At 70.1% G+C, this 23,993-nt stretch carries 18 protein-coding genes and 1 pseudogene; 13 read left to right on the forward strand and 6 right to left on the reverse strand.

Features of this window, described 5'->3' with window-relative positions; all coding sequences use genetic code 11:
* Nucleotides 1–12 precede the first annotated feature (12 nt).
* The 4 genes from ABS52_15080 (at nucleotide 13) to ABS52_15095 (ending at nucleotide 4,245) form a co-directional block, all read left to right on the forward strand.
* Nucleotides 13–1,407, forward strand: coding sequence for a UDP-N-acetylmuramate dehydrogenase (locus tag ABS52_15080; protein ID ODT02179.1), 1,395 nt, complete (start codon nucleotides 13–15; stop codon nucleotides 1,405–1,407).
* 83 nt (nucleotides 1,408–1,490) lie between these two features.
* Nucleotides 1,491–2,852 carry a peptidase M20 gene (locus tag ABS52_15085; protein ID ODT02164.1) on the forward strand — a complete coding sequence of 454 codons (1,362 nt, stop codon included), beginning with the start codon at nucleotides 1,491–1,493 and terminating at the stop codon, nucleotides 2,850–2,852.
* A gap of 26 nt (nucleotides 2,853–2,878) precedes the next feature.
* The gene (locus tag ABS52_15090) at nucleotides 2,879–3,415 is read left to right on the forward strand and encodes a flavin reductase (protein ODT02165.1); all 537 of its coding nucleotides are present in this window, start codon (nucleotides 2,879–2,881) and stop codon (nucleotides 3,413–3,415) included.
* A gap of 296 nt (nucleotides 3,416–3,711) precedes the next feature.
* Nucleotides 3,712–4,245 (forward strand): hypothetical protein, encoded by a 534-nt coding sequence (locus ABS52_15095; protein ODT02166.1) that lies wholly within the window; start codon nucleotides 3,712–3,714, stop codon nucleotides 4,243–4,245.
* 44 nt (nucleotides 4,246–4,289) lie between these two features.
* On the opposite strand, the gene ABS52_15100 is transcribed toward ABS52_15095, so the two are convergent.
* The 3 genes from ABS52_15100 to ABS52_15110 are packed head-to-tail and all read right to left on the reverse strand — an operon-like array spanning nucleotide 4,290 to nucleotide 7,505.
* Nucleotides 4,290–5,012: an ABC transporter ATP-binding protein gene (locus ABS52_15100; protein ID ODT02180.1), complete on the reverse strand. Its 723-nt coding sequence runs from the start codon at nucleotides 5,010–5,012 to the stop codon at nucleotides 4,290–4,292.
* A gap of 8 nt (nucleotides 5,013–5,020) precedes the next feature.
* A complete protein-coding gene (locus tag ABS52_15105) occupies nucleotides 5,021–6,250 on the reverse strand; it encodes a hypothetical protein (protein ID ODT02167.1) in 1,230 nt (409 codons plus the stop codon).
* 1 nt (nucleotide 6,251) lies between these two features.
* Entirely contained in the window at nucleotides 6,252–7,505 is a 1,254-nt protein-coding gene (locus ABS52_15110) for a hypothetical protein (protein ODT02168.1), read from the reverse strand.
* A 411-nt stretch (nucleotides 7,506–7,916) separates the two neighbouring features.
* On the opposite strand from ABS52_15110, the gene ABS52_15115 reads away from it, so the two are divergent.
* Nucleotides 7,917–8,705: a hypothetical protein gene (locus tag ABS52_15115; GenBank protein ID ODT02169.1), complete on the forward strand. Its 789-nt coding sequence runs from the start codon at nucleotides 7,917–7,919 to the stop codon at nucleotides 8,703–8,705.
* Here ABS52_15115 and ABS52_15120 read toward each other — a convergent pair.
* Complete coding sequence (locus ABS52_15120) at nucleotides 8,695–9,783, reverse strand: hypothetical protein (GenBank protein ODT02170.1); 1,089 nt, start codon at nucleotides 9,781–9,783, stop codon at nucleotides 8,695–8,697. The genes ABS52_15115 and ABS52_15120 overlap by 11 nt on opposite strands.
* A gap of 362 nt (nucleotides 9,784–10,145) precedes the next feature.
* On the opposite strand from ABS52_15120, the gene ABS52_15125 reads away from it, so the two are divergent.
* On the forward strand, nucleotides 10,146–11,468 hold the full coding sequence (locus ABS52_15125) for an omega amino acid--pyruvate aminotransferase (protein ODT02171.1): 1,323 nt from the start codon (nucleotides 10,146–10,148) through the stop codon (nucleotides 11,466–11,468).
* A gap of 195 nt (nucleotides 11,469–11,663) precedes the next feature.
* Nucleotides 11,664–12,869 (forward strand): aminopeptidase, encoded by a 1,206-nt coding sequence (locus ABS52_15130; protein ID ODT02181.1) that lies wholly within the window; start codon nucleotides 11,664–11,666, stop codon nucleotides 12,867–12,869.
* Between the two features lie 82 nt (nucleotides 12,870–12,951).
* Here ABS52_15130 and ABS52_15135 read toward each other — a convergent pair whose 3' ends face one another.
* Both ABS52_15135 and ABS52_15140 read right to left on the reverse strand, forming a co-directional pair.
* The gene (locus tag ABS52_15135; protein ODT02182.1) at nucleotides 12,952–14,433 is read right to left on the reverse strand and encodes a methylmalonate-semialdehyde dehydrogenase (acylating); all 1,482 of its coding nucleotides are present in this window, start codon (nucleotides 14,431–14,433) and stop codon (nucleotides 12,952–12,954) included.
* Between the two features lie 98 nt (nucleotides 14,434–14,531).
* The gene (locus tag ABS52_15140) at nucleotides 14,532–15,692 is read right to left on the reverse strand and encodes a hypothetical protein (GenBank protein ODT02172.1); all 1,161 of its coding nucleotides are present in this window, start codon (nucleotides 15,690–15,692) and stop codon (nucleotides 14,532–14,534) included.
* A gap of 333 nt (nucleotides 15,693–16,025) precedes the next feature.
* On the opposite strand from ABS52_15140, the gene ABS52_15145 reads away from it, so the two are divergent.
* From ABS52_15145 to ABS52_15170, 6 genes and pseudogenes are all read left to right on the forward strand, one after another.
* Nucleotides 16,026–18,557 carry a DNA gyrase subunit A gene (locus tag ABS52_15145; GenBank protein ODT02173.1) on the forward strand — a complete coding sequence of 844 codons (2,532 nt, stop codon included), beginning with the start codon at nucleotides 16,026–16,028 and terminating at the stop codon, nucleotides 18,555–18,557.
* Nucleotides 18,558–18,615: 58 nt separating this feature from the next.
* Entirely contained in the window at nucleotides 18,616–19,797 is a 1,182-nt protein-coding gene (locus tag ABS52_15150) for a hypothetical protein (GenBank protein ODT02174.1), read from the forward strand.
* 198 nt (nucleotides 19,798–19,995) lie between these two features.
* On the forward strand, nucleotides 19,996–20,919 hold the full coding sequence (locus ABS52_15155; GenBank protein ODT02183.1) for a hypothetical protein: 924 nt from the start codon (nucleotides 19,996–19,998) through the stop codon (nucleotides 20,917–20,919).
* Nucleotides 20,912–22,384, forward strand: coding sequence for a hypothetical protein (locus ABS52_15160; protein ODT02175.1), 1,473 nt, complete (start codon nucleotides 20,912–20,914; stop codon nucleotides 22,382–22,384). The genes ABS52_15155 and ABS52_15160 overlap by 8 nt, the downstream gene beginning before the upstream one ends.
* A gap of 160 nt (nucleotides 22,385–22,544) precedes the next feature.
* On the forward strand, nucleotides 22,545–23,594 hold the full coding sequence (locus ABS52_15165; protein ID ODT02184.1) for a hypothetical protein: 1,050 nt from the start codon (nucleotides 22,545–22,547) through the stop codon (nucleotides 23,592–23,594).
* A gap of 86 nt (nucleotides 23,595–23,680) precedes the next feature.
* Nucleotides 23,681–23,993, forward strand: a pseudogene (locus tag ABS52_15170) (hypothetical protein).

The raw sequence follows: 23,993 nt of genomic DNA on the forward strand, positions 1-23,993 counted from the left end.
GCCGGGACGGGGATGGGGGCATTCGCGGGGATGCTCAAGGCGGCCGGCTACACGGTCACCGGCAGCGACGAGAACGTCTACCCTCCCATGAGCGACATGCTGCGGGAGTGGGGGATCGAGGTCTACACACCGTATGCGCCCGCGAACCTCGACCGCGCCCGTCCGGACCTCGTCATCATCGGGAACGTCATCCGGCGGGTGAACCCGGAGGCGACGGCGGTGCGCGAGCGCCGCATTCCCCAGATGTCGTTCCCGGCGGCGTTCGGGGCGCTGATCGCGGCCAGCCGGCACAGCGTCGTGATCGCGGGGACGCATGGCAAGACGACCACCTCGGCGCTGATGGGGCACGTCCTGGCCGATGCCGGGCTCGACCCGACCTTTCTGGTCGGCGGGGTGACGCTGAACTACGGGGGCAACTTCCGTCTGGGCGCGGGGCCCCACGTGGTCGTCGAGGGCGACGAGTACGACACGGCATACTGGGACAAGGGCCCCAAGTTCCTGCACTACCGCCCGCGCACCGCGCTCCTGACCAGCGTCGAGTTCGATCACGCCGACATCTATCGCGACATGGCGCATTACGAGTCGGCGTTCTCCCGGCTCGGGGAGGTGCTTCCCGCGGGGGGGTGGCTGGGCGTATCGGCGACGTACCCGCGTGCGGTCGAGATCGCGCGGGCAAGCACGAAGGCACGCGTGGTGACGTACGCGTGGGATCGCGATGCCGACTATCGCGGACACGACGCCCGCTTCAGCGAGGACGGCGCTCGCTTCCGCATCGTCGCCCCCGACGCCGAGTCGGCGGAGCTGTTCCTCCCGATGTCCGGCTTCCACAACCTCGAGAACGCCACCGGCGTCTATGCGGCGGCGCGTTCGCTTGGGCTTGCCCCGTCGGCCATCGCCCATGCGTTCGCCACGTTCCGCGGGGTCAAGCGGCGGCAGGAGCCGCGTGCGGACATCGGCGGCGTGCTGGTGATCGACGACTTCGCGCACCACCCGACCGCCGTGCGCGAGACGATCCTCGCCCTCCGCCAGCGGTATCCCACGCGACGGCTGTGGGCCGTCTTCGAGCCGCGGTCCAACACCTCGCGACGGAACATCCACCAGGCCGAGTACGCGGCGTCGTTCGACGAGGCCGACGTGGTGACCCTCCGGCTCCCCGAGCCGCACGACAAGGTCCCCGTCGACCAGCAGCTCGACGTGCCGGCCGTCGTTCGAGCGATCGCGGCCCGAGGGATCACGGCCAGCGCCGACGCGGACGTGAGTGTCCTCGTGCGACAGGTGGCGGACGGCGCGCGGGCCAACGACCTCATCCTCGTGATGAGCAACGGGGCCTTCGGGGGGTTCATCCCGTCGCTGATCGCGGCCCTGGCGGAACGAGCGGGAGAAGCTGTCCGCCAGCCGCAGTCCTGATCGTTCCGGCGCGACCGAGGCGGGCCGCGCCTTCGCTGTCAGTCCGTCGATAGTCCTGAAGCCGACGAACCAAGGAGAACCCGATGTACGCGCCGTTCCGGTTGGCCTCGCCCGTCACCCTGGGGGTGCTCGTGCTCGCGCTGGCGTCGTCTCCGTCGGCCTCGGCACCCCCGGCGCGGGCGAGCGTCGCCGACTCGCTCACGCGCGAGGAGCGCGCCCTCCTCGCGGCCGTCGATGCCGCCAACACGGAGGGACTGGCCCTCCTCGAGCGCGTCGTCAACATCAACAGCGGGACGCTGAACCTCGCCGGAGTCCGCGCGGTGGGCGACGTCTTTCGCGCCGAGTTCGACCGCCTTGGCTTCCACACGCGCTGGGTCGATGGGGCTCCCTTCCAGCGTGCCGGCCACCTGGTGGCGGAGCACCCGGGGAAGGGGCCGAAGTTCCTCCTCATCGGGCATCTCGACACCGTCTTCGAGCCCGACCATCCCTTCCAGCGCTTCGAGCGCGTCGACGCCACGCATGCACGCGGCCCCGGAATCAGCGACATGAAGGGGGGCGACGTGATCATCGTGCTGGTGCTCAAGGCGCTGGCTGCCCGCGGGATGCTCGAGCACATGAACGTGACCGTCGTGATGACGGGTGACGAGGAGCGAGCCGGCGAACCGTTGGCGCTCGCGCGCGAGGCGCTGGTGGCGGCGGCCGAAGGGGCCGACTACGCCATCGGCTTCGAGGACGGTGACGGGGAACCGGGGCACGCCGTCGTCTCGCGCCGGGGCGCGTCGTCGTGGGAGCTGGCGGTGAAGGGGGTCGCCGCACACTCGTCGCAGATCTTCCAGCCCGAGGTGGGGGCCGGGGCGATCTACGAGGCCTCGCGCATCCTGACCGAGTTCTACCGCCGCCTGTCTGCGGAGCCCAACCTCACCTTCAACCCCGGGCTGATCCTGGGCGGGACGGCGGTGCAGTACGACGCGCCTAACGCGAAGGGGAGCGCGGCCGGGAAGGACAACGTGGTCGCCGAGCACGCCGTCGCGTCGGGCGACCTCCGCGCGCTCACCCCCGAGCAGTACGCGCAGGCCAAGGCGGTGATGCAGCAGGTCGTCGCCGCCTCGCTCCCGCACACCTCGGCGACCCTCACCTTCGACGATGGCTATCCCCCGCTCGCCCCGAGCGATGCGAATCGCGCGCTGCTGGCCATCTACGACCGGGCGAGCCGTGACATCGGTGCGGGGGCGGTAACCGCCGTCGATCCGCGCCGGGCCGGCGCCGCCGACGTCTCGTTCGTCGCCGGCCGCGCCAGGGCGATCATCGACGGGATCGGGATGCGCGGCAAGGATGGACACACGGCCAACGAGACGGCCGACCTCGCGATGCTGCCGGTGCAGGCCAAGCGCATGGCGCTCGTGATGCACCGCATCGTGCGTGGAGCGAAGGCCGGGGTCATGTAGGACGCACCCTCACCAGCGAGCGAGCGATGCCAAGGAGATCCTTCCCCCTCGCCAGGGTCTACACCCTTCTCGAGCCGGGGCCGGTCACGCTCGTCACCACGGCCCATGCTGGCAGGTACAACGTGATGCCGATGTCGTGGCACACCATGCTCGAGTTCGAGCCGCCACTGGTGGGGTGCGTCATCAGCGACGGCAACCGCTCGTTCTCCATGCTGCAGCGCTCCCGCGAGTGCGTGCTCGGCATTCCGACCGTCGAGATCGCCCCCCAGGTGGTGCGCTGCGGCAACTCCTCGGGTGCGCGGGTGGACAAGTTCCGCCGGTACGGGCTCACCCCGGCACCCGCGTCCCTCGTCGCGGCGCCCCTGGTGGAGGAGTGCTACGCCAACCTCGAATGTCGCGTGGCCGACACGGGCATGGTGCGGAAATACTGTCTCTTCGTGCTCGAGGTGGTGAAGGCGTGGGTCGATCCCGCCGTCAAGGCGCCGCGCACGCTGCACCACCGTGGCCGGGGTGCATTCATGGTGGCCGGAGAGACGATCCGCCTGCGGTCGCGGATGAAGTAGCGTTGCAGCTGTGGCCGCTGGTGCGGACGGCACCCGCTGGCGTGCCGGGTGCGCGAGCGAGGCGCCTCCAGGACGAGCGTGCAGCCGGGCACTTGGAGGGTCCTTGCGCGCGGCCTGCACGCGGAGCAGAAGAACGAGCTACCTGCGACCTGCAGGAAGGTGCGACCATGCATGGGAGGGGGCCGGATGGCGGGGGCCGGATGGCAAGGGCCCTGTGGCGCAATGATCCGTTTCCCGTATCATAGGGAACGCGTTCGTCATCCGCCGCCGCACCCCACAGACGGGAGGAACCGGCCATGGCCCTACGATCGGGGATCTACGTAGTTCCGACACACCGCTGGTACATCGAGCGCACGGTCTGGTGCATCGCCGGCGTGGTCCTCCTCTTCTCGACATCGCTGGCAGCGCTGGTCCACCCACTCTGGGTTGTCGGCGTGATCGTCACCGCCCTCAGCTCCATCGGCGTTTCCCTCACCGGCTTCTGCATCGTCGGGAACGTCCTCGTCAGGCTCGGCTTCACCCCCATGCTCGCGCGTCCCGGCTGGACTCCCGGCCAGCCGTACTTCATGCAGACCGATCGCTGGTTCCTCGAACGGCGCATCTACCTCGCCGTCGGGATCAACCTCACCCTCGCCTCGATTCTGTCGCTGGTCCACTCCCCGTGGTGGCTCGCGTTCACCGCGTTCGTGGGCGTCGCGATGGTCTGGTTCGCGGTCACGGGCTTCTGCATCATGGCCAACGGGCTGTACTGGCTGGGAGCGGAGCCGCGCCTTGCGCCGCTGTGCGAGACCGCGGCACGGGGCGGCGAGACCAGGCGCGCGCCGGCCTGAGCAGCGCGTCCAGGGGCAGGAGTGCGGGGGGCGGGGCCGGGGTGCTATCGCATCGCGTCGCGTCGCCGGTCGGAATCCACCTGTCCGTCGACCAGGTGCACGATGCGGTCGCACCGCTCCGCCAGCCGGTCGTCGTGCGTGACGATCACGAAGGCGGTGTGATGGCGCCGATTGAAGTCGCGCAGCAGCTGGAAGACCTGCTCGCCCGACTCACTGTCGAGGTTCCCGGTGGGCTCGTCGGCAAGGACGAGGGGGGGGCGCATCACCAGCGATCGGGCGAGCGCCACGCGTTGCTGCTGGCCACCGGAGAGGTCGGTGGCCTTGAACGACGCGCGATCGGCGAGCCCCACCTCGCCCAGCAGGTCGCGGGCGCGCCCCACCATCTCCTCGTCGCGACGTCCGCGATCGGCGAGCAGCGGGAGCATCACGTTCTCCTGCGCCGTGAAGGCCGGGAGGAGGTAATGGAACTGGAAGACGAAGCCGATCCCCCGCCCGCGCAGGGCGGTGGTCTCGCCTTCGTCCAGCGTGGCGACGTCCCACCCCTGGAAGGTGATGCGGCCGGCGGTGGGACGGTCGAGCAAGCCGATGAGGTTGAGCAACGTCGTCTTCCCCGACCCCGACGGGCCGGTGAGGGCCAGGAACTCGCCGGGCTCGACCACCAGGTCGATGCCACGCAGCACGTGCGTCACTACTCGCGTCCCGTAGTCCTTGGTGACGCCGTGCAGCTGAAGCAGGGGCGGGTGCGCGGCTCCAACGGGAGTGGACATCTGCGCACTCACCCGGTCCGGATCACCTGCGCGGGGTCCATCCGCGCCGCGCGGCGTGCGGGGAGGATGGCCGCCGCGCACCCGACGCCGATCGCGAGGGCCGCCGACCGCAGGTAGAGCCTGACGTCGAGCGAGACCGGAAAGGTCGGTGAGCCATCGGGATTGGTGGCGAGGCTCGAAAAGAAGGCGCCGAGCGCGATCCCGAGCGCGATGCCGACCGCCGACCCCAACAAGCCGACGATGGTCCCCTCGATGAGGAAGATGCGCAGGACCTGCTCCCGCGACGTGCCGGTGGCGCGCAGGATCCCGATCTCGCGCGACTTCTGCACGACCGAGACGGCCAGGACGCTGGCGATCCCCAGGGCGACGGCAAGGATCACGAACACCTGGATCATGATGCTCGACGAGCTTTGCGACCGCAGCCCGGTGAGGAGCTGCGCGTTGGCCCGCATCCAGCTGTCGGCCACTAGTCCAGTGCGTCCCGCGATCTCGACCGCGAGCCGCTCGGCGTCGTATATCTCTCCCCCCTTCACCTCGATGGCTGACACCCCGCCCTCGAGCCCGAACAGCGTCTGTGCGGCGCGCAGCGACACCAGCACCCAGCGCGCGTTGAGATCCTTGTTGCCGATGTCGAAGATCCCGGTGACGGTGTACGCCACGCGACCGACGTCGTCGCGTTCCGTCCCGGCGCGCAACCGGAAGCGGTCGCCGACCTGAAGGCCAAGGTCCTTGGCCAGCCCGGTCCCGATGACGGCCTCGAAACCGTCCATCTTCAGGCGACCCTCCACCAGGAACCCCTCGAGGTCGACGATGCCGCGATAGCTCTCGGGGTCGATCCCGCGAACGAGCACCGAGTTGGCACCGTCGCCTCGGACGGCGATGGCGGCCCCCGAAATGCTCGGCGCGGTGGCGATGACGCCGGGGATGCCGGCGATGTCGGCTTGCGCCCGCTGCCACTGCACGATGGACCGCACCCGTTGCGCCGGACGCTCGACCTGGGCCTCCCGCACCACCTCCGTGCCGGCGGGGAGGACGCGCGGGACCTCCTCTCGCGGGCGCACGACGACGTGCGCCTGCGTGCCGAGGGTGCGCTCGATCAGGCTGTCCTGCAGCCCGCCGATGAGTGCGGACAGGAAGATGATCACCCCTACGCCAACGCCGACCCCGGCCAGGATCAGCCAGGTCTGCCCGCGCCCCTCCCGCAGGTAGCGCAGGGCGACGATCAGTTCGAACGGCATCTCACGGCTCCGGGGCGACAGGCCCACGGCTCGTGTCGCCGGCGATGGCGCGCACGCGCACCCGGTGCCCGGGTTGCAGCTGCACGGGTAGGACGCGGGTCCACTCCGTGAGCCCGTCGATCACTTCGACATGCCGGTCGCCCCGGATCCCGAGCCGTACCGCCTGACGCACCGCACGCCCGTCGCGCTCGATCATCACCCACGGCACGGTCGACGAGATCTCGCCAACCAGGTCGCGCGGCACCACCAGCGCCCGCTCGCGCCGCGCCGCCTCCACGTTGACCGAGATGGTCATGTCGGCGCGCAGGTACGGCGGCGGCTCGGGGATGGCGAACCGCACCTCGACGGTCCCCTGCGCGGGGTTGACCACAGGCGCCACCCAGCGAAGCCGCGCCGGGAACGTGCTGTCGGGAAAGGCGTCGGCCGAGGCGATGGCGCGTGCGTCGGGTTCGAGGTCTCCCAGGTTCTCCTCGCGCGCGTAGGCCACCAGCTCGGTGGCCCCGTCGAGTGCAAGCTCCATGAGCAGCTGGCCGGGGACCACGGCGTCGCCGGGTTCCACGCTGCGGGTGAGGACGATTCCGGCCGCCGGTGCGCGCACGCGGGTGAGGGCGAGGAGCGCCTCCGCCGACGCCACGGCGGCGCGGGCGCGCGCCTCCTCGGAGAGAGCCGCCGATGCCGCGTCGCCAGCGCGTGCGCTTGCCGCCTCCAGCTCCGCCGCGGCGTTCGCCGCCGCGCGCTCGGCGTCCTCCTTCTCCTTCTCGCTAATGGCCCCCTGCGCGTACAGCGCCCGCGCCCGCTCGGCGTCGCGGCGCGTGCCCTGCGCCGCCAGATCGGCCTGTTCCCTCGTGGATCGCGTGCGGGCCATCGCGGTGGCCAAGGCGGCGCGTGCTTGCGCGAGTCCGGCGGCGGCCTGGGCATCGTCGATTCGCGCGAGGAGCTGTCCCACGGTAACGCGCGCCCCCTCGCGCACCAGCACCTCGCGGACGGTTCCGGATACGCTGGTGCCGAGCTGCGTGCGCCCCTGGGGACGCACGCGCCCGGTGAGCACGAGCGTCCGCACCACGTCGCGTCGCGCGACGGGAGTCGCGTCCACCAGAGCGGGGCGCGCCAGCCACAAGGGGACGGCGACGATGGCGGCGAGAGCGATCCCGCCCAGGATGCCCCAAGCGAGTCGCCGACGCCGTCGCGCGCCCCCGCCGCGACGCGGTGATGCCGCCCGCGCCGTGGTCCCACCGCTCCCCTGCTGCTCGCTCATGAGTGGTCCTGTCGTGGTCGTCGCGCTGCCGAAGTCGTCGTCGACGCGGCTGCCTGGTGCAACCCCGGCACCAGGGGGATCGGAGGCGCCCGGGCTGCCGCGCCCGACGCCGGGCGCCGTCCACCGCAATTCGTCGTGAACGCCGAGCGCCACATGCGCGGTTTCGACGAACGTGCCGAGGGGGGCGTTCCGTGGGAAGGTCGGAGTCGAATCTAGGTTGGGCGGCGCAGGGCGCAGTCGGGCGGTTACGCACGTCCGGCGGGCGAAATGCCGACCGGCGCAAAGGGGGGCGAAAGGGGGGCGGGACGTACGCGCTCAGGCGAGAACTCCCAGGGGCGTGTTAGATTCTCTGCGCTCCCCGCGCCACCCGAGCGGCGGGGCTTCCCGAACCTGGCGCAGCGCGCCCATCCCGTGACGTTCTACGAACGCCTGCAGGACTCCTTCGCCCAGCTCGTCGAGATCGTCCCCGCGATGGCCGGGGCCCTCGTCATCCTCTTTGCCGGCTACCTCCTCGCCAAGTTGGTGGAGAACGGCACGGAGCGCCTCCTTCGGAAGATCCGCCTCAACCGCTGGCTCGAGCGCGGGGGGGTGTTGGAGGCCGTCGAGCGCACGGGGTCGCACTTCAATCCCACGCGCGTCGTGGGGCAGGTGCTGTTCTGGTTCGTGATGTTCGCGGTCATCATGCTGGCCGCGAATGCGTTAGGCATGGAATCGCTGGCCTCGGTCTTCACCGAGCTGGTGGGCTACCTCCCGTCGCTGATGTCGGCGATCGTGATCCTGATCGTCGGCATCGTCCTCGGGCGATTCACCGGCGGGTTGATCATGGCCTCGGCGGGGGCGGTGCAGGGCGGGCCGACGCTGGCGCGCATCGGGCGCTGGATGGTCGTCGTCCTCGCGATCTTCATGGCGCTGCAGGAGCTCGGGATCGCCTCGGACATCGTCACCACGGCCTTCGCGATCCTCTTCGGTGCCGTGGCCCTCGCGCTCGCGCTGGCCTTCGGCCTCGGCAACCGTGAGCTCGCGGGGGAGGTGACGCGCGAATGGTACGCGCGCTATCGCGCCGAGCGCGACGCCATCGAACGCGAAGTCGAGGCGCGCGAGGAGGCCGAGGACGCCGCGATGGCGCTCGAGGACATGACGACGCAGGAGCGGCAGGCGGCGGGCATCCCGCCGGCTCCCCCGTCGTCGGTCACCCCATGACGTCGCGGTAGAGCCGGAAGACGTTCCCGCCCATCACGCGCTCCACGTCGCGGGTGGAGAGTCCGCGTTTCACCAGTCCGTCCCACACCACTTCCATGCGGCGCGGGCCGTTGAGTTCGTCGATGAAGTAGGGGAGCTCGCTGTCTTGCACCTGGGCGCCCTCCTCCTTCTTCAACTCGGCGACGTACTCCGGCGAGAGGGTGATAACGCGGTGGTCGCGATCGCTCCCGATGCACACGTGCTCCGCGCCGGCCACCTTGATGGCGTGCACGATGTGGTCGAAGTAGACCGGGAGCGCATCCTTGCCTCGCTTGCTGGTCAGGAATGGGCGCATCTGGCAGATCCCCACCACGCCGCCGCGATCGGCCAGCGCCCGCAGGACGTCGTCGGTCGTGTTGCGCCGGTTCTCGTGCACCGCCATGCAGGCGGTGTGCGAGATGATCACCGGCGCCCGGGATGCCGCAATGGCCTCGCGCATCGTCTGCATGTTGGCATGCGAGAGGTCGACGAGCATCCGCCGCTCGTTCATCCGCCGGATCAATTCGTGGCCGAAGGGAGTCATCCCCCCCTCCTCCCAGCAGCCGACCCCGACGTGGTTCCGGGTGTTGTAGGTGAGCTGGCACGATCGCACCCCGAGGCGGTGGAACATGTCGACGCGGTCCAGCGAGGTCCCGAACTGCACCGTGTTCTGGAAGAGGTAGAAGACGGCGAGCTTCCCCGCCCGGCGAGCGCGATCGATGTCGGCGGCGGTGGTGGCCTTGACGTAGAGGTCGGGGCGCGAGGCGAGGTAGCGATCGTGCGCCAGGAGCGAGTCCACCGCCAGGGCCAGCGCCTCGTCTCCCTCCGGCTTGGGGTCGCAGAGGGTGATGGTGATGGCATCCATCCCGCTCGCCAGCATCGACCGCACGACGTCGTCGGTGTATTCCATCCGCAGTTCGCCCATCGCGTCGATCACCAGCGTGTCGCGCAGCTGCCGCGGCGTCGTTGCGGCTCGCGGGAGCGGGGAGGTGCGCTGCGCGTGCAGCGATGACGCGGCCGCTGAGGCGGCGAGCGAGAGCAGGAAGTGGCGGCGATACATGGGAGTCGAGAAGACGAGAAGACGAGAAGACGAGAAGACGAGAAGACGAGAAGACGGGAAGACGAGAGGACGGCAGGTGGAGACGACGGGAAGGTGCCGGCATGAGCGTGACTTGGCTAGCGTCTGACGGGGGAGAGGGGCGCCGCCCGAGTCTTCCCGCGGGCGGTGCGGCAGCGATCCCGGCCCCGCGTCGCGCCGGCGCGCCCCGGAGCCGTCGCGTCGTGCCGCTCCCGGTGGCGCGCGCCGCTCAACGCTTGCGCTCCCCCGAGCGTCCAGCAGGTAGACGTTCCCTGTTCCGCTCCCCAGAATAGGGAAGGCACCTCGTCTTCCCGTCTTCCCGTCTTCTCGTCCTCTCGAGGAACATGTCCGCTCCCGCCTCCCTCTCGCTCGAGCCGTTGTGGATGCCCTTCACCGCCAACAAGGCGTTCAAGAAGGCCCCCCGCCTCCTGGCCTCGGCCAAGGGGATGTACTACCAGGACGTCGATGGCAACCAGATCCTCGACGGCACCGCCGGCCTCTGGTGCGTCAACGCCGGGCATGCGCGCGAGAAGATCGTCGACGCCATCGCCCGCAGCGCCTCGACGCTCGATTACGCACCGGGGTTCAACCTGGGACATCCCTACCAGTTCCAGCTGGCATCGCGGCTGGCGGCGATCACCCCGGGGGACCTCGACCACGTCTTCTTCACCAACTCCGGGTCCGAGGCCGTCGATTCGGCGCTCAAGATCGCCATTGCCTATCACCAGTCGCGCGGTGATACGCGCCGCACGCGGCTGGTGGGGCGGCAGCGCGGCTATCACGGCGTCGGCTTCGGGGGGATGTCGGTCGGGGGGATCCCGGCGAACCGCCAGGCGTACCTCCACCACCTCCTGCCTAACGTCGATCACCTCCCGCATACCCACGGGATCGCCGAGAACTTCTTCAGCAAGGGACAGCCGGCGCACGGCGCCGACCTGGCCGACGCGCTCGAGGGGCTCGCCGCGCAGCACGGGGGGGAGACGATCGCCGCGGTGATCGTCGAGCCGGTGGCCGGCTCCACCGGGGTCCTCGTCCCCCCGGTCGGCTACCTCGAGCGCTTGCGTGCCATCTGCGACAAGCACGGGATCCTCCTCATCTTCGACGAGGTCATCACCGGCTTCGGGCGGTTAGGGGCACCGTTTGCCGCCGACTACTTCGGCGTCGTCCCCGACATGATGACCGTGGCCAAGGGGATCACCAACGGGAACGTCCCCATGGGGGCGGTCTTCGTGCGCCACGGCATCTACGACACGGTGGTGAACGCATCGCCCAGCGGGATCGAGTTCTTCCACGGGTACACGTACTCGGGGCACCCGCTGGCCTGCGCCGCGGGGCTGGCGACGCTCGACGTGTACGAGGAGGAGGGGCTCTTCCAGCGGGCCGCCGGGCTCGCGCACTACTGGCAGGAGGCGATCCACTCGCTGCGCGGGCGCCGGCACGTGATCGACGTCCGCAACCTGGGACTCGTGGCCGGGATCGAGCTCGAATCACGCCCCGGCGCGGTCGGGGCGAGAGCCATGGCGTGCCACGTCGACTGCTTCCGCCACGGTCTCCTCGTTCGCACCACCGCCGACATCATCGCCCTCTCGCCGCCGCTCATCATCGAGAAGCAGCACATCGACGAACTGGTGGACAAGCTGGGGAGCGCGCTCGATCGGCTGGAGTAGCGCCGCCGCGCGCGGGCGCCGCCGGGGATGTGGCCCGCGCGGTCTGGCGGGGGCGATCGCCGGGGACGAAGTTCCCCGGCGATTTCGCATCCTCCCCAGACCTTGCCCGGACGCATGCTGACCTTCACGCAGAACCCTCGGCGCGCTCGCCGTGTCGTCCGTTCCCACGCCCGTACCGGCGCGCTCGCCTGCGCCCTGGCGTCCGTCGTCGCGGCGAGCCTCCCAGACGTACTCGCCGCCCAAGGCAAGCCGCGCGAGCACGAGCTCCACCTTCCCATCGGCGGGATACCGGGGCCGCTGAACGCGATCACCGACGTGAAGGGGGTGGAGGTGGGGCACGCCACCATCATCAGCGGGAGCGGCAAGCTGGTGGTGGGAAAGGGCCCCGTCCGCACCGGGGTGACGGTCGTGCATCCGCGCGGCAGGGCGAACCACGACCCGGTCTTCGCCGCCTGGTTCACGCTCAACGGGAACGGGGAGATGACGGGGACCACGTGGGTCCAGGAGAGCGGTTACCTGGAGGGGCCGGTCGCCATCACCAACACCCACAGCGTGGGGGTCGTGCGCGATGCGATCATCAAGTGGGAGGTGGGTCAGAAGAACGTGTTGCAGCCGTGGTGGCTCCCGGTGGTCGCCGAGACGTATGACGGCGCGTTGAACGACATCAATGGCTTCCATGTGAAGGAGGAGCACGTGATCGCGGCCCTCGACGGCGCCACCGGCGGGCTGCCGCGTGAGGGCGTCGTGGGAGGGGGGACGGGGATGGTGTGCCACGGCTTCAAGGGAGGGATCGGGACGGCGTCGCGCGTCCTCCCGGCGTCGCAGGGCGGGTACACCGTCGGCGTCCTGGTCCAGTGCAACTACGGGGCACGCCGCGACCTCCGCATCGCCGGCGTTCCGGTGGGCGAGGAGATTCCCGACCTCACGCCGTGCCTGGCCGTCAGCAGCATCGCGCCGGCCGACGCGGCGCGCGGGGCGCGTCGCTGCTCCGACGCTCCCGGCCCGGAGGACGAGGACCGCCCCGAGCAGGGGTCGATCATCGTGGTGGTGGCCACCGATGCCCCCCTCCTTCCGCACCAGCTCAAGCGCGTCGCCACGCGGGTCTCGCTGGGAATCGGGCGGCAGGGCGGATTCGGCGGCAACGGGTCGGGCGACATCTTCATCGCCTTCTCGACCGCCAACCCGGGAAGCTGGTCGTCGGACAGCGCGACGACGGTGACGATGCTGACGAACGACCGCATCTCCCCGCTCTTCACCGCGACCGCGCAGGCGACCGAGGCGGCCATCACCAACGCCCTCCTCGCCGCCGAGACCACGACGGGGGCGAACGACCTGCGCGTCTACGCGATGCCGGTGGACCGGATGCTGCAGGCGATGCGGAAGTACGGGAGGGCGAAGTAGGGGAAGGGAATCGGGAAGAGGGAGCGCCCGCCCGCTCGTCTTCTCGTCTTCTCGTCTTCTCGTCTTCTCGTCTTCTCGTCTTCTACTTGAGCGTCGGCATCACGAACTCGCTCCCGCTCCTGATCCCCTTCGGCCAGCGCTGCGTCACGGTCTTCACCTTCGTGTAGAACCGCACGCCGTCCATGCCGTGCTGGTTGTGGTCGCCGAATGCGGACGCCTTCCAGCCGCCAAAGGAATAGAACGCGAGGGGGACGGGGATCGGGACGTTGACCCCGACCATCCCGACCTGGACGCGATGCACGAACTCGCGCGCCGTGTCGCCATCGCGCGTGTAGATCGACACGCCGTTCCCGAACTCGTGGGCGTTGGCGAGGCCGATCGCCTCGTCGAAGGAGCTGGCGCGCACGACGCAGAGCACCGGGCCGAAGATCTCCTCGCGGTAGATCCGCATTTCCGGGGTGACGTGATCGAACAGGCACCCGCCCAGGAAGTAGCCGTGGTCGTGCGTCCCGTCGGCGATGCGGACGCCGCGCCCGTCCACCACCAGCGTCGCCCCCTCCCCGACACCTAACGCGACATACCCGCTCACGCGCTCGTGGTGCGCCGCCGTCACCAGCGGCCCCATCTCCATCCCGTCGGCAAGGGACGGCCCGACCCTGAGCGCCTTGACCCGTTCGGCGAGCCGCGCGACGAGCGCATTCGCCACCGCCTCGCCCACGGGGACGGCCACGGAGATCGCCATGCACCGCTCCCCCGCCGAGCCGTAGGCGGCGCCCATGAGGGCATCGACCGCCATGTCGAGGTCGGCGTCGGGCATGACGATGAGGTGGTTCTTCGCGCCGCCCATCGCCTGCACGCGCTTCCCGTGCCGCGCGGCGGTCGCGTAGACGTGTTGCGCGATCGGCGTCGAGCCGACGAACGAGACCGCCGCGACGTCGGGGTGCGTGATCAGCGCGTCGACCGCGACCTTGTCCCCGTGGACGACGTTGAGCACCCCGGGGGGCGCGCCGGCCTCCACCAGAAGCTCCGCCAGCCGCACAGGCGCCGAGGGGTCCTTCTCCGACGGCTTGAGGACGAAGCAGTTCCCGCTGGCGATGGCCGGGGCGAGCATCCAGAGGGGGACCATGACCGGGAAGTTGAACGGCGTGATTCCCGCCGCCACGCCCAACGGCTGCCGCAGCGAGTACGAGTCGATCCCCGTCGAGACCGTGTCGGAGAACTCACCCTTCATCAGGTGCGGGATCCCGCAGCAGAACTCCACCACCTCCACCCCGCGCTGGACCTCGCCCTTGGCGTCGAGGAAGACCTTGCCGTGCTCGCTGGCGACGAGGCGCGCCAGCTCGTCCATGTGCGCCTCGATCAGCTCCTTGAAGCGGAACATCACACGCGCGCGCTTGAGTGCGGACCAGCTCCCCCACTCGGCGAACGCTGCGAGCGAGTTGCGCACCGCCGCGTCGACGTCGGCCGCCGAGGCGAAGGGGACGGCCGCGACCCGCGCCCCGGTGGAGGGATTGCAGACGTCGCCCCACCGCTCGACCTCGGTCAGCTGCCTGGCGCCGTTGATGACATGGTGGACGAACGGGGTCGCCTCGTCGTCGCCGTCGGGTGAGGCGCCTGCGAGGTGCTGGAGGGTGGAAGCCATGGGATCGTCTGGTGGTGGGGTCATCCGTGCCGCAGGACCTCGGCGGCGATCGCCATCGCCCGCTGCATCTCCTCCATCGTGCCGATGGAGATGCGGGCGTGCGTCTCGAGGGGGGCGAAGTAGCGCCCCACGGCCACGCCGCGCGCACGCATCTCGCGCTGGAAGGCCCTGGGGTCGCGCCGGATGTCGGTGAGGAAGAAGTTGGCCTGTGACGGGACGACCGTGAAGCCGAGCCCCCGCATGGCGTTCATCGCGAACGTCCGTGCCTCGCTGTTGAGGGCGCGCTGGCGCGCGACGTGGTCGGGGAGCTCGAGCGACGAGAGCGCTGCCGCCGCGGCGAAGGCATTCACCCCGCTGGGGGTGCGCCATGGTTGCAGCCGGCGGATGGTCTCGGGGTGGGCGATGGCGTATCCCGCGCGCAGCCCGGCCATGCCGTACACCTTCGAGAAGGTGCGGCTCACGATGACGCGCGGGTTCCCTTGCGTGAGCGGGATCGCCGTCCCGTAGGCGGGGTCGCTCACGTACTCGAAATACGCCTCGTCGACCAGGACATGGCTCTCGGGCGAGCGGGCGCGCACCTGCCCGATGAAGTGGGTCAGGTCGCCGATACCGTGCAGCGTCCCGGTGGGGTTGTTCGGGTTGCAGATGAACAGGAGCCCGGCTCCGCGGCACCGCTCGTACATCGCCTGCAGGTCGATGCGCAGGCTCCCGTCGACGGCGATCGCCTGGATCGGGACGTTGTTCCGGGCCGCCACGTCGCGCGGCGTCTCGAAGGTGGGGGCGACGGTCAGCAGCGGGCGCGTGGGCGACGTCAGCGCCTGCGTGGCCAGCGCCAGGATCTCGGTCGATCCGCAGCCGAGGAGCACGGCGTCGGTGCCGACCTTGTGGTGCGCCGCGATGGCCGCCTGGAGCGCCTCCTCGTGCGCGTCCGGATAGCGCGGCGCCTCGGAGAACATGCGCATGACGGCGTCGAGGGCGTCCGCCGCCGGGCCGTAGGGGTTCTCGTTGGAGTCGAGCTTGATGATCGCCTCGCCCCCCGTCAGCTGCTGGCCGCCGTCGCGTGAGCCCTCACGTCCGCGTGACGCGATCCACGCCAGGGCGTGCGCCGATCGCGATGCGACCACGGTGCCGGCGCCGGCGGCGCCCACGGAAGCCAGGAAGGTGCGACGGGAGAGGGGCATGAGGCGGCCGCCCGATGCGTGGTGGGGAAGTCCCGAATGTAGCCCTGGGCGAGCGGCGCAGCGACGCCGGCCGCATGGGGGAGCCACCGCCGTTCCTTCGCGGGTACAGTCACCGACCCACTCGCCCGCACGCGTTGCGAGCATGGCGAACAGATACCGAAAGACGCGGGGGCGGAACGTGGGGCGCGGAGGGGGTGGCCCGAACGGGGTGCAGATTCGCAAGTGGCGATGCCGCAAGGTGTTACGAATTCGCCGGAGAGTTGATTTCACCCCCTCCCGAGGGTACTTTTCCAGTCTCTCCGGAACGCCGTTTTTCCACCGCATCCCGGCCCCATGACTGCCCCGCATCAACGCGAGCGAATCGTCCCCCGCCTCATCGACGAAGAGATCAAGGAATCGTTCATCAACTATTCGATGAGCGTCATCGTCGCGCGTGCCCTCCCGGACGTGCGCGATGGTCTCAAGCCGGTGCATCGTCGCGTGCTGTACGCGATGAACGAGCTTGGCCTCACCCCGGGGCGCCCGTTCAAGAAGTCGGCGACCGTCGTCGGTGACGTGTTAGGCAAGTACCACCCGCACGGCGACTCGTCGGTGTACGACGCCCTCGTGCGCATGGTGCAGGAGTTCTCGCTCCGCTACCCGCTGGTGGACGGGCAGGGGAACTTCGGCTCCATCGAGGGCGACTCGGCGGCGGCCTACCGCTACACCGAGGCGCGCCTCACGCAGATCGCGGTCGACATGCTGGCCGACATCGACAAGAACACGGTCGATTTCGCCCCCAACTTCGACGACCGCCTGCAGGAGCCCAAGGTCCTCCCGGCGTCGTTCCCGAACCTGCTCGTCAACGGCTCGGCCGGGATTGCGGTGGGCATGGCGACCAACATCCCGCCGCACAACCTGGGCGAGATCGTCAAGGCGACCATCGCGCTGATCGACAACCCCCAGCTGGACGCCGCGGAGCTGCGCAAGTTCGTCAAGGGGCCGGACTTCCCCACCGGTGGCTTCATCTACGGACGCGCGGGGATCAAGGACTACCAGGAGACCGGGCGCGGCAAGATCGTGATGCGCGCGCGGGCCATGATCGAGGAGAAGGAGTCCAGCGGCCGCTCGCAGATCGTGATCACCGAGGTCCCGTACCAGGTGAACCCGATCAAGATCGTCACCGAGATCGTCGAGCTCGTGAAGGAGAAGAAGCTCGAGGGGGTCAGTGACCTGCGCAACGAGTCCGACAAGGACGGGATGCGCATCGTGATCGAGCTGAAGCGCGACGCCATCCCGCGCGTGGTGCTCAACCAGCTGTACAAGCACACGCAGATGCAGGCGTCGTTCGGCGTCATCATGCTGGCGCTGGTCCCCGACCCGCACACGCGCCAGCTGGTGCCCAAGGTCATGCCGCTCAAGGACGTGCTGGGGCATTACATCGCCCACCGGCACGAGGTCATCGTCAGGCGCACGCAGTACGACCTCGACAAGGCGCTCGAGCGCGAGCACATCCTCGAGGGACTCAAGATCGCCGTCGACAACATCGACGAGGTCATCAAGATCATCCGTGCCGCCGAGGATACCCCCACCGCCAGCGCGCAGCTGCAAGCGCGCTTCAAGCTTTCGGAGCGCCAGGCGGAGGCGATCCTCAACATGCGCCTCGCCAAGCTGACCGGGCTGGAGATCGAGAAGCTGGAGGCGGAGCTGGCCGAGGTGCGGGCGATGATCGCCGAGCTGCGGGCCCTGCTGGCCTCGAAGGACAAGCGCATGGCGGTGATGAAGGCCGAGCTGACCGCCGTGGCCGAGAAGTACGGGGACGAGCGCCGCACCGAGATCACCAGCGACGAAGGGGAGTTCACGATCGAGGACCTGATCGCCGAGGAAGACATGGTCGTGACCGTGTCACACTCGGGGTACATCAAGCGCACCTCGATCTCCACCTACCGCAAGCAGCGCCGCGGCGGCACCGGGGCGTCGGGGGCCGACCTGCGCGAGGGCGACTTCATCGAGCGCCTCTACGTGGGGTCGACGCACGACTACATCCTGATCTTCACCGACGATGGACGCTGCTACTGGCTCAAGGTCTACGAGATCCCGCAGGCCGGGCGCGCCACCAAGGGGAAGCCGATCGTCAACCTGATCAATACCACCCCCGACACCAAGATCCAGTCCATGGTCTTCGTGCGGGAGTTCCCCGAGGACCAGTACCTCCTCTTCTGCACCCGGAAGGGGACGGTCAAGAAGTCCGCCCTGAGCGAGTACTCCAACCCGCGCTCCACGGGGATCAAGGCGATCAAGATCGAGGACGGGGACGAGCTCATCGACGTGCAGGTGACGCACGGGACCAACGACATCGTCCTGGCCACCCAGCACGGCCTCTCCGTGCGCTTCCACGAGAGCGACGTGCGTCAGATGGGGCGCGATACCACCGGTGTGAAGGGGATCGAGCTGCGTCCCGACGATCGCGTGGTGGGGATGGTGGTCGTGAAGCGCGAGGCGACGCTCATGGTGGTCACCACCAAGGGGCTGGGGAAGTGCTCGCACATCGACGACTACCGGGTGCAGAAGCGCGGGGGGAAGGGGATCCTCACGCTCAACCGCACGGAGAAGACCGGCGACGTGGTCGCCCTCATGGAAGTCCTTCCCGAGGACGAGATCATGATCATCACCAAGAACGGGATGGTCATCCGCTCGCCCGTGTCGCAGGTGCGGGTTGCCGGGCGCGCCACGCAGGGGGTCAAGCTGGTCAACCTCGAGGCGGGGGATGGCGTGACGGCGGTGGCGCGCGTGGTGCCTGACGACAAGGAAGGCGTCGACGACGACGGCGGCAGCGTGACGCCCGATGAGGCCAACGAATTGCCGCTGGAGAGCGAGGGCGAGTAGCCGCACCACCCGCCAGGAGGCGGACATGTCGCAGGCACGGGGAGCCTGGTCCACGCGCGTGGGCCAGGCCGCACGGTGGATCGCAACGGGGAGCTGGCTGCTGGCGACGGCGGTCGGCTCCCCGCTGCCTGCGCAGCAGGTGGCAACCGTGACCCTCCGAGCGCCGCTCAGCGAGCACCCGGAACCGCTCTCGCAGCCCATGGCGCTTCTCGAGCTGCGTGACGGGCGCGTGCTCGTGGCCGACGCGAAGGAGCGCCTCCTCTATCTCTACGACTTCGACAACGAGACGGCGACCCGGGTCTCGCGCCAGGGGGGCGGGCCGCTGGAATACCAGCTCCCCAGTGGGATCTTCGGCTCGGGTGACTCCATCCTCGTGACCGACATCCTGCAACAGCGGGTGTTGGTGCTCGATGCGCAGGGGACGCCCAGGCGCGCCCACCGGCTCGTCCCGGCAGGCGACCTGGCGAGCACGATCATGAAGGTCGGTGCGATCGTCGCCATCGATGCCCGAGGGCGCTACTACTCGGAGTCGCGCGGCATGACGCTCGTCCCCGGCAAGATGCCGGTCCTGAGCGACACGGTGGCCCTGGTGCGGTGGACGAGCGTGGGGACGCGCGGCGACACCATCGCGACGCGCGTCGAGCCACGCTCGACCCCGAGGATGGGCGGGAATCCGACCGATGGCATGCGCGTCGTACTTCCGCTGGTCACCTTCCAGATGCGCGACACGTGGGCGGTCTTTCCCGATGGCCGGGTCGCCGTGGCGCGAGCAGCCGATTACCACACCGAGTGGATCGACCCCTCCGGGCGATCGACCCCCGGGCCGCGCGTCCCGTGGACCCCGCTCCCCATCACCGAGGGCGACAAGGCGCGTGCGCGAAAGGTGACGCGAGAGGCGGCCGAGCAGGGGCTCAAGCTCGGAGCGTCCATGGCCGCCGGAAGTGGGCAAAAGATGCCGAAGATCGCCATGGAGGTGGAGGAACCGTCCCCCTGGCCCAAGGTGCGACCCCCGTTCGCGGCGGTGCGCGCCGCTCCCGACGGGCGCCTCTGGGTGGCGCGCACCATGGCGGGGTACGATGCCGCCATGGAGTACGACATTCTTGCCCCCGGCGGGCGGCTCGAGCGCCGGGTGCGCGCCCCGAAGGACGTCGCGCTCATCGGCTTCGGGAAAGGGGTGCTCTACGCGGTCAGGAAGGACGAGGACGACCTGCATTACCTCCAACGCTACCGCTATCCCTGATCAGGGCGGAACGAAGCGCCGTGCCAAGCGTGGTTCTTGCAGAGTACATTAGCGAGCGGGGCCGTTCGCGGGTCTGCAGCTGCTCCCGCCCATGGTGTCTCCCGTCCTCCCCGCCCTCCGCCCTCCCCCGCACGCGTGACCCCCACTTCGAGCCGTCACCCCCTCGTCACCCTCGATGACCTCCGCGCCGCCGCCGCGATGCTCCGGGGGGTGGCGGTGCGCACCCCCCTGCTGCCGTTCGACGCGCTCGCCGGGCAGGCGGGGGCCAACGTCTGGATCAAGCCGGAGATGTTGCAGCGCGGCGGAGCCTTCAAGTTCCGCGGAGCGTACACGTACCTGGCACGCCTGGCCCCCCCCGATCGCGCCCGCGGCGTGATTGCCCCTTCGTCAGGGAACCACGCGCAGGCGGTGGCTTACGCCGCCCGGCTTTTCGGCGTCCCGGCCACGGTGGTCATGCCGATCACGGTGACCGCGGCGAAACGCGCCGGCGCCGAACGCCTGGGGGCCCGCGTGGTACTGGCCGGGACGACGACCAAGGATCGCATGGATCGGGCGCTCGAGCTGGTGCGCGAGGAGGGAGTCGCCCTCGTCCCGCCGTACGACGACGCGACGATCATCGCGGGGCAGGGGACGGTGGGGCTGGAGATCGCCGAGGACCTTCCCGGGGCGACGACGGTCCTCGTGCCGGTCGGCGGCGGGGGGCTGAGCGCCGGGGTATCGGCGGCGATCAAGTACCTTGCCCCTTCTGCACGGGTCGTCGGGGTGGAGCCGGCCGGGGCGCCCAAGCTCACCAGGGCGCGCGAGGCGGGCGAGCCGGTCGTGTTGCCGAAGACGGAGAGCATCGCCGACGGGCTCCTGGCGGTGCGCATCGGGACCACGACCTTCGCCCATCACCAGGCGTTCGTCGACGACGTGGTCACGGTCGAGGATCGCGACATGGCGGCCGCGGTGCGCCTCCTCCTCGATCGCGCCAAGCTCGTGGCCGAGCCGAGCGGGGCGATCACGGTGGCCGCGCTGCTGGCGGGGACGGTGAAGCTCGAGCCGGGCGACCGCGCCGTCTGCGTCCTCAGTGGGGGGAACATCGAGTGGGACGGGCTGCGGGAGCTGCTCGGGAATGCCTAACGCCCGCATCCTCGTCGCCGACGACGATCCGTCGGTGGTCCAGACCATGACCTGGGTGCTCAAGGAGCACGGCTACGACGTGGTCTCGGCCCGGCGGGGGATGCAGGTGCTGGAATTGATGGAGGAGCGCACCCCCGACCTGGTGATGCTCGACGTGATGATTCCCGACCTGGACGGCTACCAGGTCCTCGAGCGCATCAAGGACGACGAGCGATTCCACGACGTCCCGGTGATGATGGTCTCGTCGCTCCCGCCCGAGGAGGCGGCCGTGCGGACGCTGGGACTCGGCGCGGCCGACTTCGTGCGCAAGCCGTTCCGCGTGAAGGAGCTGCTGGCCCGCATCCAGGCGCAACTCCGGATGCGCGCCATCCTCAAGTCGGCCAACGACACGCTGCGCCAACGCGAGGAGGAGCTGGTCCGGGTGCGCGAGGAGGCCGAGAGTCGCCGGAAGCTCGTCGACATCCTGCACGACGTGACCGAGGACCTCTCGTCGGACGAGATCTACCACCTGCTGGCGCGCCGCGTGGCGCGTGCGCTCGACCTCACGCACTGTTCGGTGATCCTGGCACGACACGGCGAGCGCCCGCGGGTGGTGGCGACGGCCTTCGAGCAGGGCGCCGAGCGACAGTTCGAGCTCGAGCTCGACCGCTATCCGGAGATCCGCGCCGCCCTCGACAGCGGGCGCCCGGTGCTGGTCGAGGACGTGATGACGGCGCCGCTCTACGCGGAGGCGCGCCGTCGCTGGCTGCTCGAGGGGACGACCGTGCACACCCGCTCCGTGATCGCGCTCCCCTTCGCCCTCGATCCGTCGCAGGCCGGGGTCTTCTTCCTGCGCCGCTCGGTGAACGAACCGCCGCTCACGCCCGATGACGTCGAGTTCGCCGACACGGTGGTGAAGGCGGCGGTGGTGGCGGTGCAGCGCGCCAAGGTGCTGGAGACGACGATGGAGGACAATCGCCGTCTCGAGATGCTGGCGCACACCGACCCGCTCACGGCGGTGCTCAACCGGCGCGCCCTCACCGAGCGCCTCGTCTCCGAGCTGGAGCGCGTCAGGCGCTACGACTCGACGGTGTCGCTCCTCCTCATCGACATCGACCACTTCAAGCGGGTCAACGATACGCACGGGCACCTGGTGGGTGACGACGTGCTGATGGACGTGGGGGCGCTGCTGCAGGGCGCCGTGCGCGCGGTGGACGTGGTGGCGCGGTACGGGGGGGAAGAGTTCGTCATCGTCCTCCCCGAGACGGCGGTGTCGGGGGCGACGGTCTTCGCCGAGCGGATCCGCGAGCTCATCGAGGCACACCCGTTCCCGCTCCCGGACGGGGGACACTTGCATCTGACGGCGAGCGTGGGAGTGGCCTCCTACCCGGCGCCAGGGCTCGAGACTGCCGAGGACCTGCTGGCTGCCGCCGACCAGGCCCTCTACCGGGCCAAGGCCGAGGGACGCAACCGGGTCCGTAGCTGAGCGTCACGCAGTATCGTTCCCAGGCCGCTTCGTCCCCACGCCAGGCCCCATCATGCGAGTCTCCCTCCCCCGCGTCCGCCGTCGCACGTCCGCCATCGCCGCCCTCCTCCTCGGGGCCTGCACCACGAGTGCCACCTCCCAACCCCCGCGCGCGCCGCACCTGGTGCAGGCCACGTACGGCGGACGGCTCTGGGCCCCGGACGGCTTCTCGGTGCGGGAGTTCGCGAAGGTCGGGCGCGTGCGCTTCATGGCGCTGGGGCCCGACGGCGCCGTGTACGCGTCGCGCCCGCTGGCTGGCGAGATCGTGCGCCTCGTCGACGCCGATGGCGACGGGGTCGCGGAGCAGCAATCGGTCGTGGTCCGCGGCCTCGAGCGCCCGCACGGGCTCGCCTTCCACGACGGATGGCTCTACATCGCCAATACCGGCGCGGTGGTGCGCGTGCGCCTCGACCCGGCGGCCGGGATGAAGGCGGCCGCGAAGCCCGAGACCGTCGCGACGTACAGCAGCGCCGGGGGGCACTGGACGCGCACCGTGATCTTCGGCCCCGACGGCGGCATGTACGTCTCCATCGGCTCCACCTGCAACATCTGCGAGGAGCGCACGCCGGACCGCGCCGCGGTCATGCGCTACGACGCGGACGGGACGAATGGGCGGGTGTACTCCAGCGGGCTGCGCAACGCGGTGGGGATGGCGGTCCATCCGGTCACGAGGCAGATCTGGGTCACGCAGCACGAGCGCGACAACCTCGAGCCCGATCACCAGGACCTCCCCTTCGAGGAGATCAACATCCTCCGTGACGGCGGGCACTTCGGGTGGCCCTACTGCCATGGCGACCGCATCCCCAACCCCGAGTACCGCGACGCGGCGCGCTGCGCCACCACGATCCCGCCGGCGTTCAAGATGCAGGCGCACTCGGCGCCGTTAGGCATCGCGTTCCTCGACCGGGCGACGACCTTCCCCACCGAGTACCGCGGCGACGCGCTCGTGGCGTTCCACGGCTCGTGGAACCGCGACGTCCCCACCGGGGCCAAGGTGGTGCGTATCAGGGTGGCCGACGGGAAGCCCGTCGGCATCGAGGACTTCCTGGTGGGGTGGCAGGACGCCGACGGCAAGCGGTGGGGACGCCCGGTCGACGTCCTGGTGGCGCGTGACGGCGCCGTCCTGATCTCGGACGACCAGGCGGGGCTCATCTACCGGGTATCGCGATGATGGGCGCCGCACGCCGTTTGGCGGCCGCGTCATGGCGCCGGATGTCGGCTCCCCTCCCGAGGGCCGGCGTCCCGCTCGCCCTCGCAATGGCGGGGGTGATCGCGGCCTCGGCGCGCGCCGACGCGCAGGGACGTAGCCTGACCGGATCGGCGCGGCCGGGGATCGACGTCCAGCACTACGACTTCCGCGTCGCCTTCTCCCCTCGCGGACTCGATCAGGACGTGACGGTCACCAGCACGTCGGTGGTGGCCCGCACGCGACGCGTGGACACCCTCGCCCTCGACCTCGCGGCGGCCATGCACGTCGACGAGGTGCGGGTGAACGGCGGCGTGGTGGCGGCCGGGCGCGACAGCGCGAGCGTGCGCATCCCCCTGCCCGCCGGGGAGCGCGACACCTTGC

It is taken from the genome of Gemmatimonadetes bacterium SCN 70-22 (genome assembly GCA_001724275.1).
GTDB lineage: Bacteria > Gemmatimonadota > Gemmatimonadetes > Gemmatimonadales > Gemmatimonadaceae > SCN-70-22.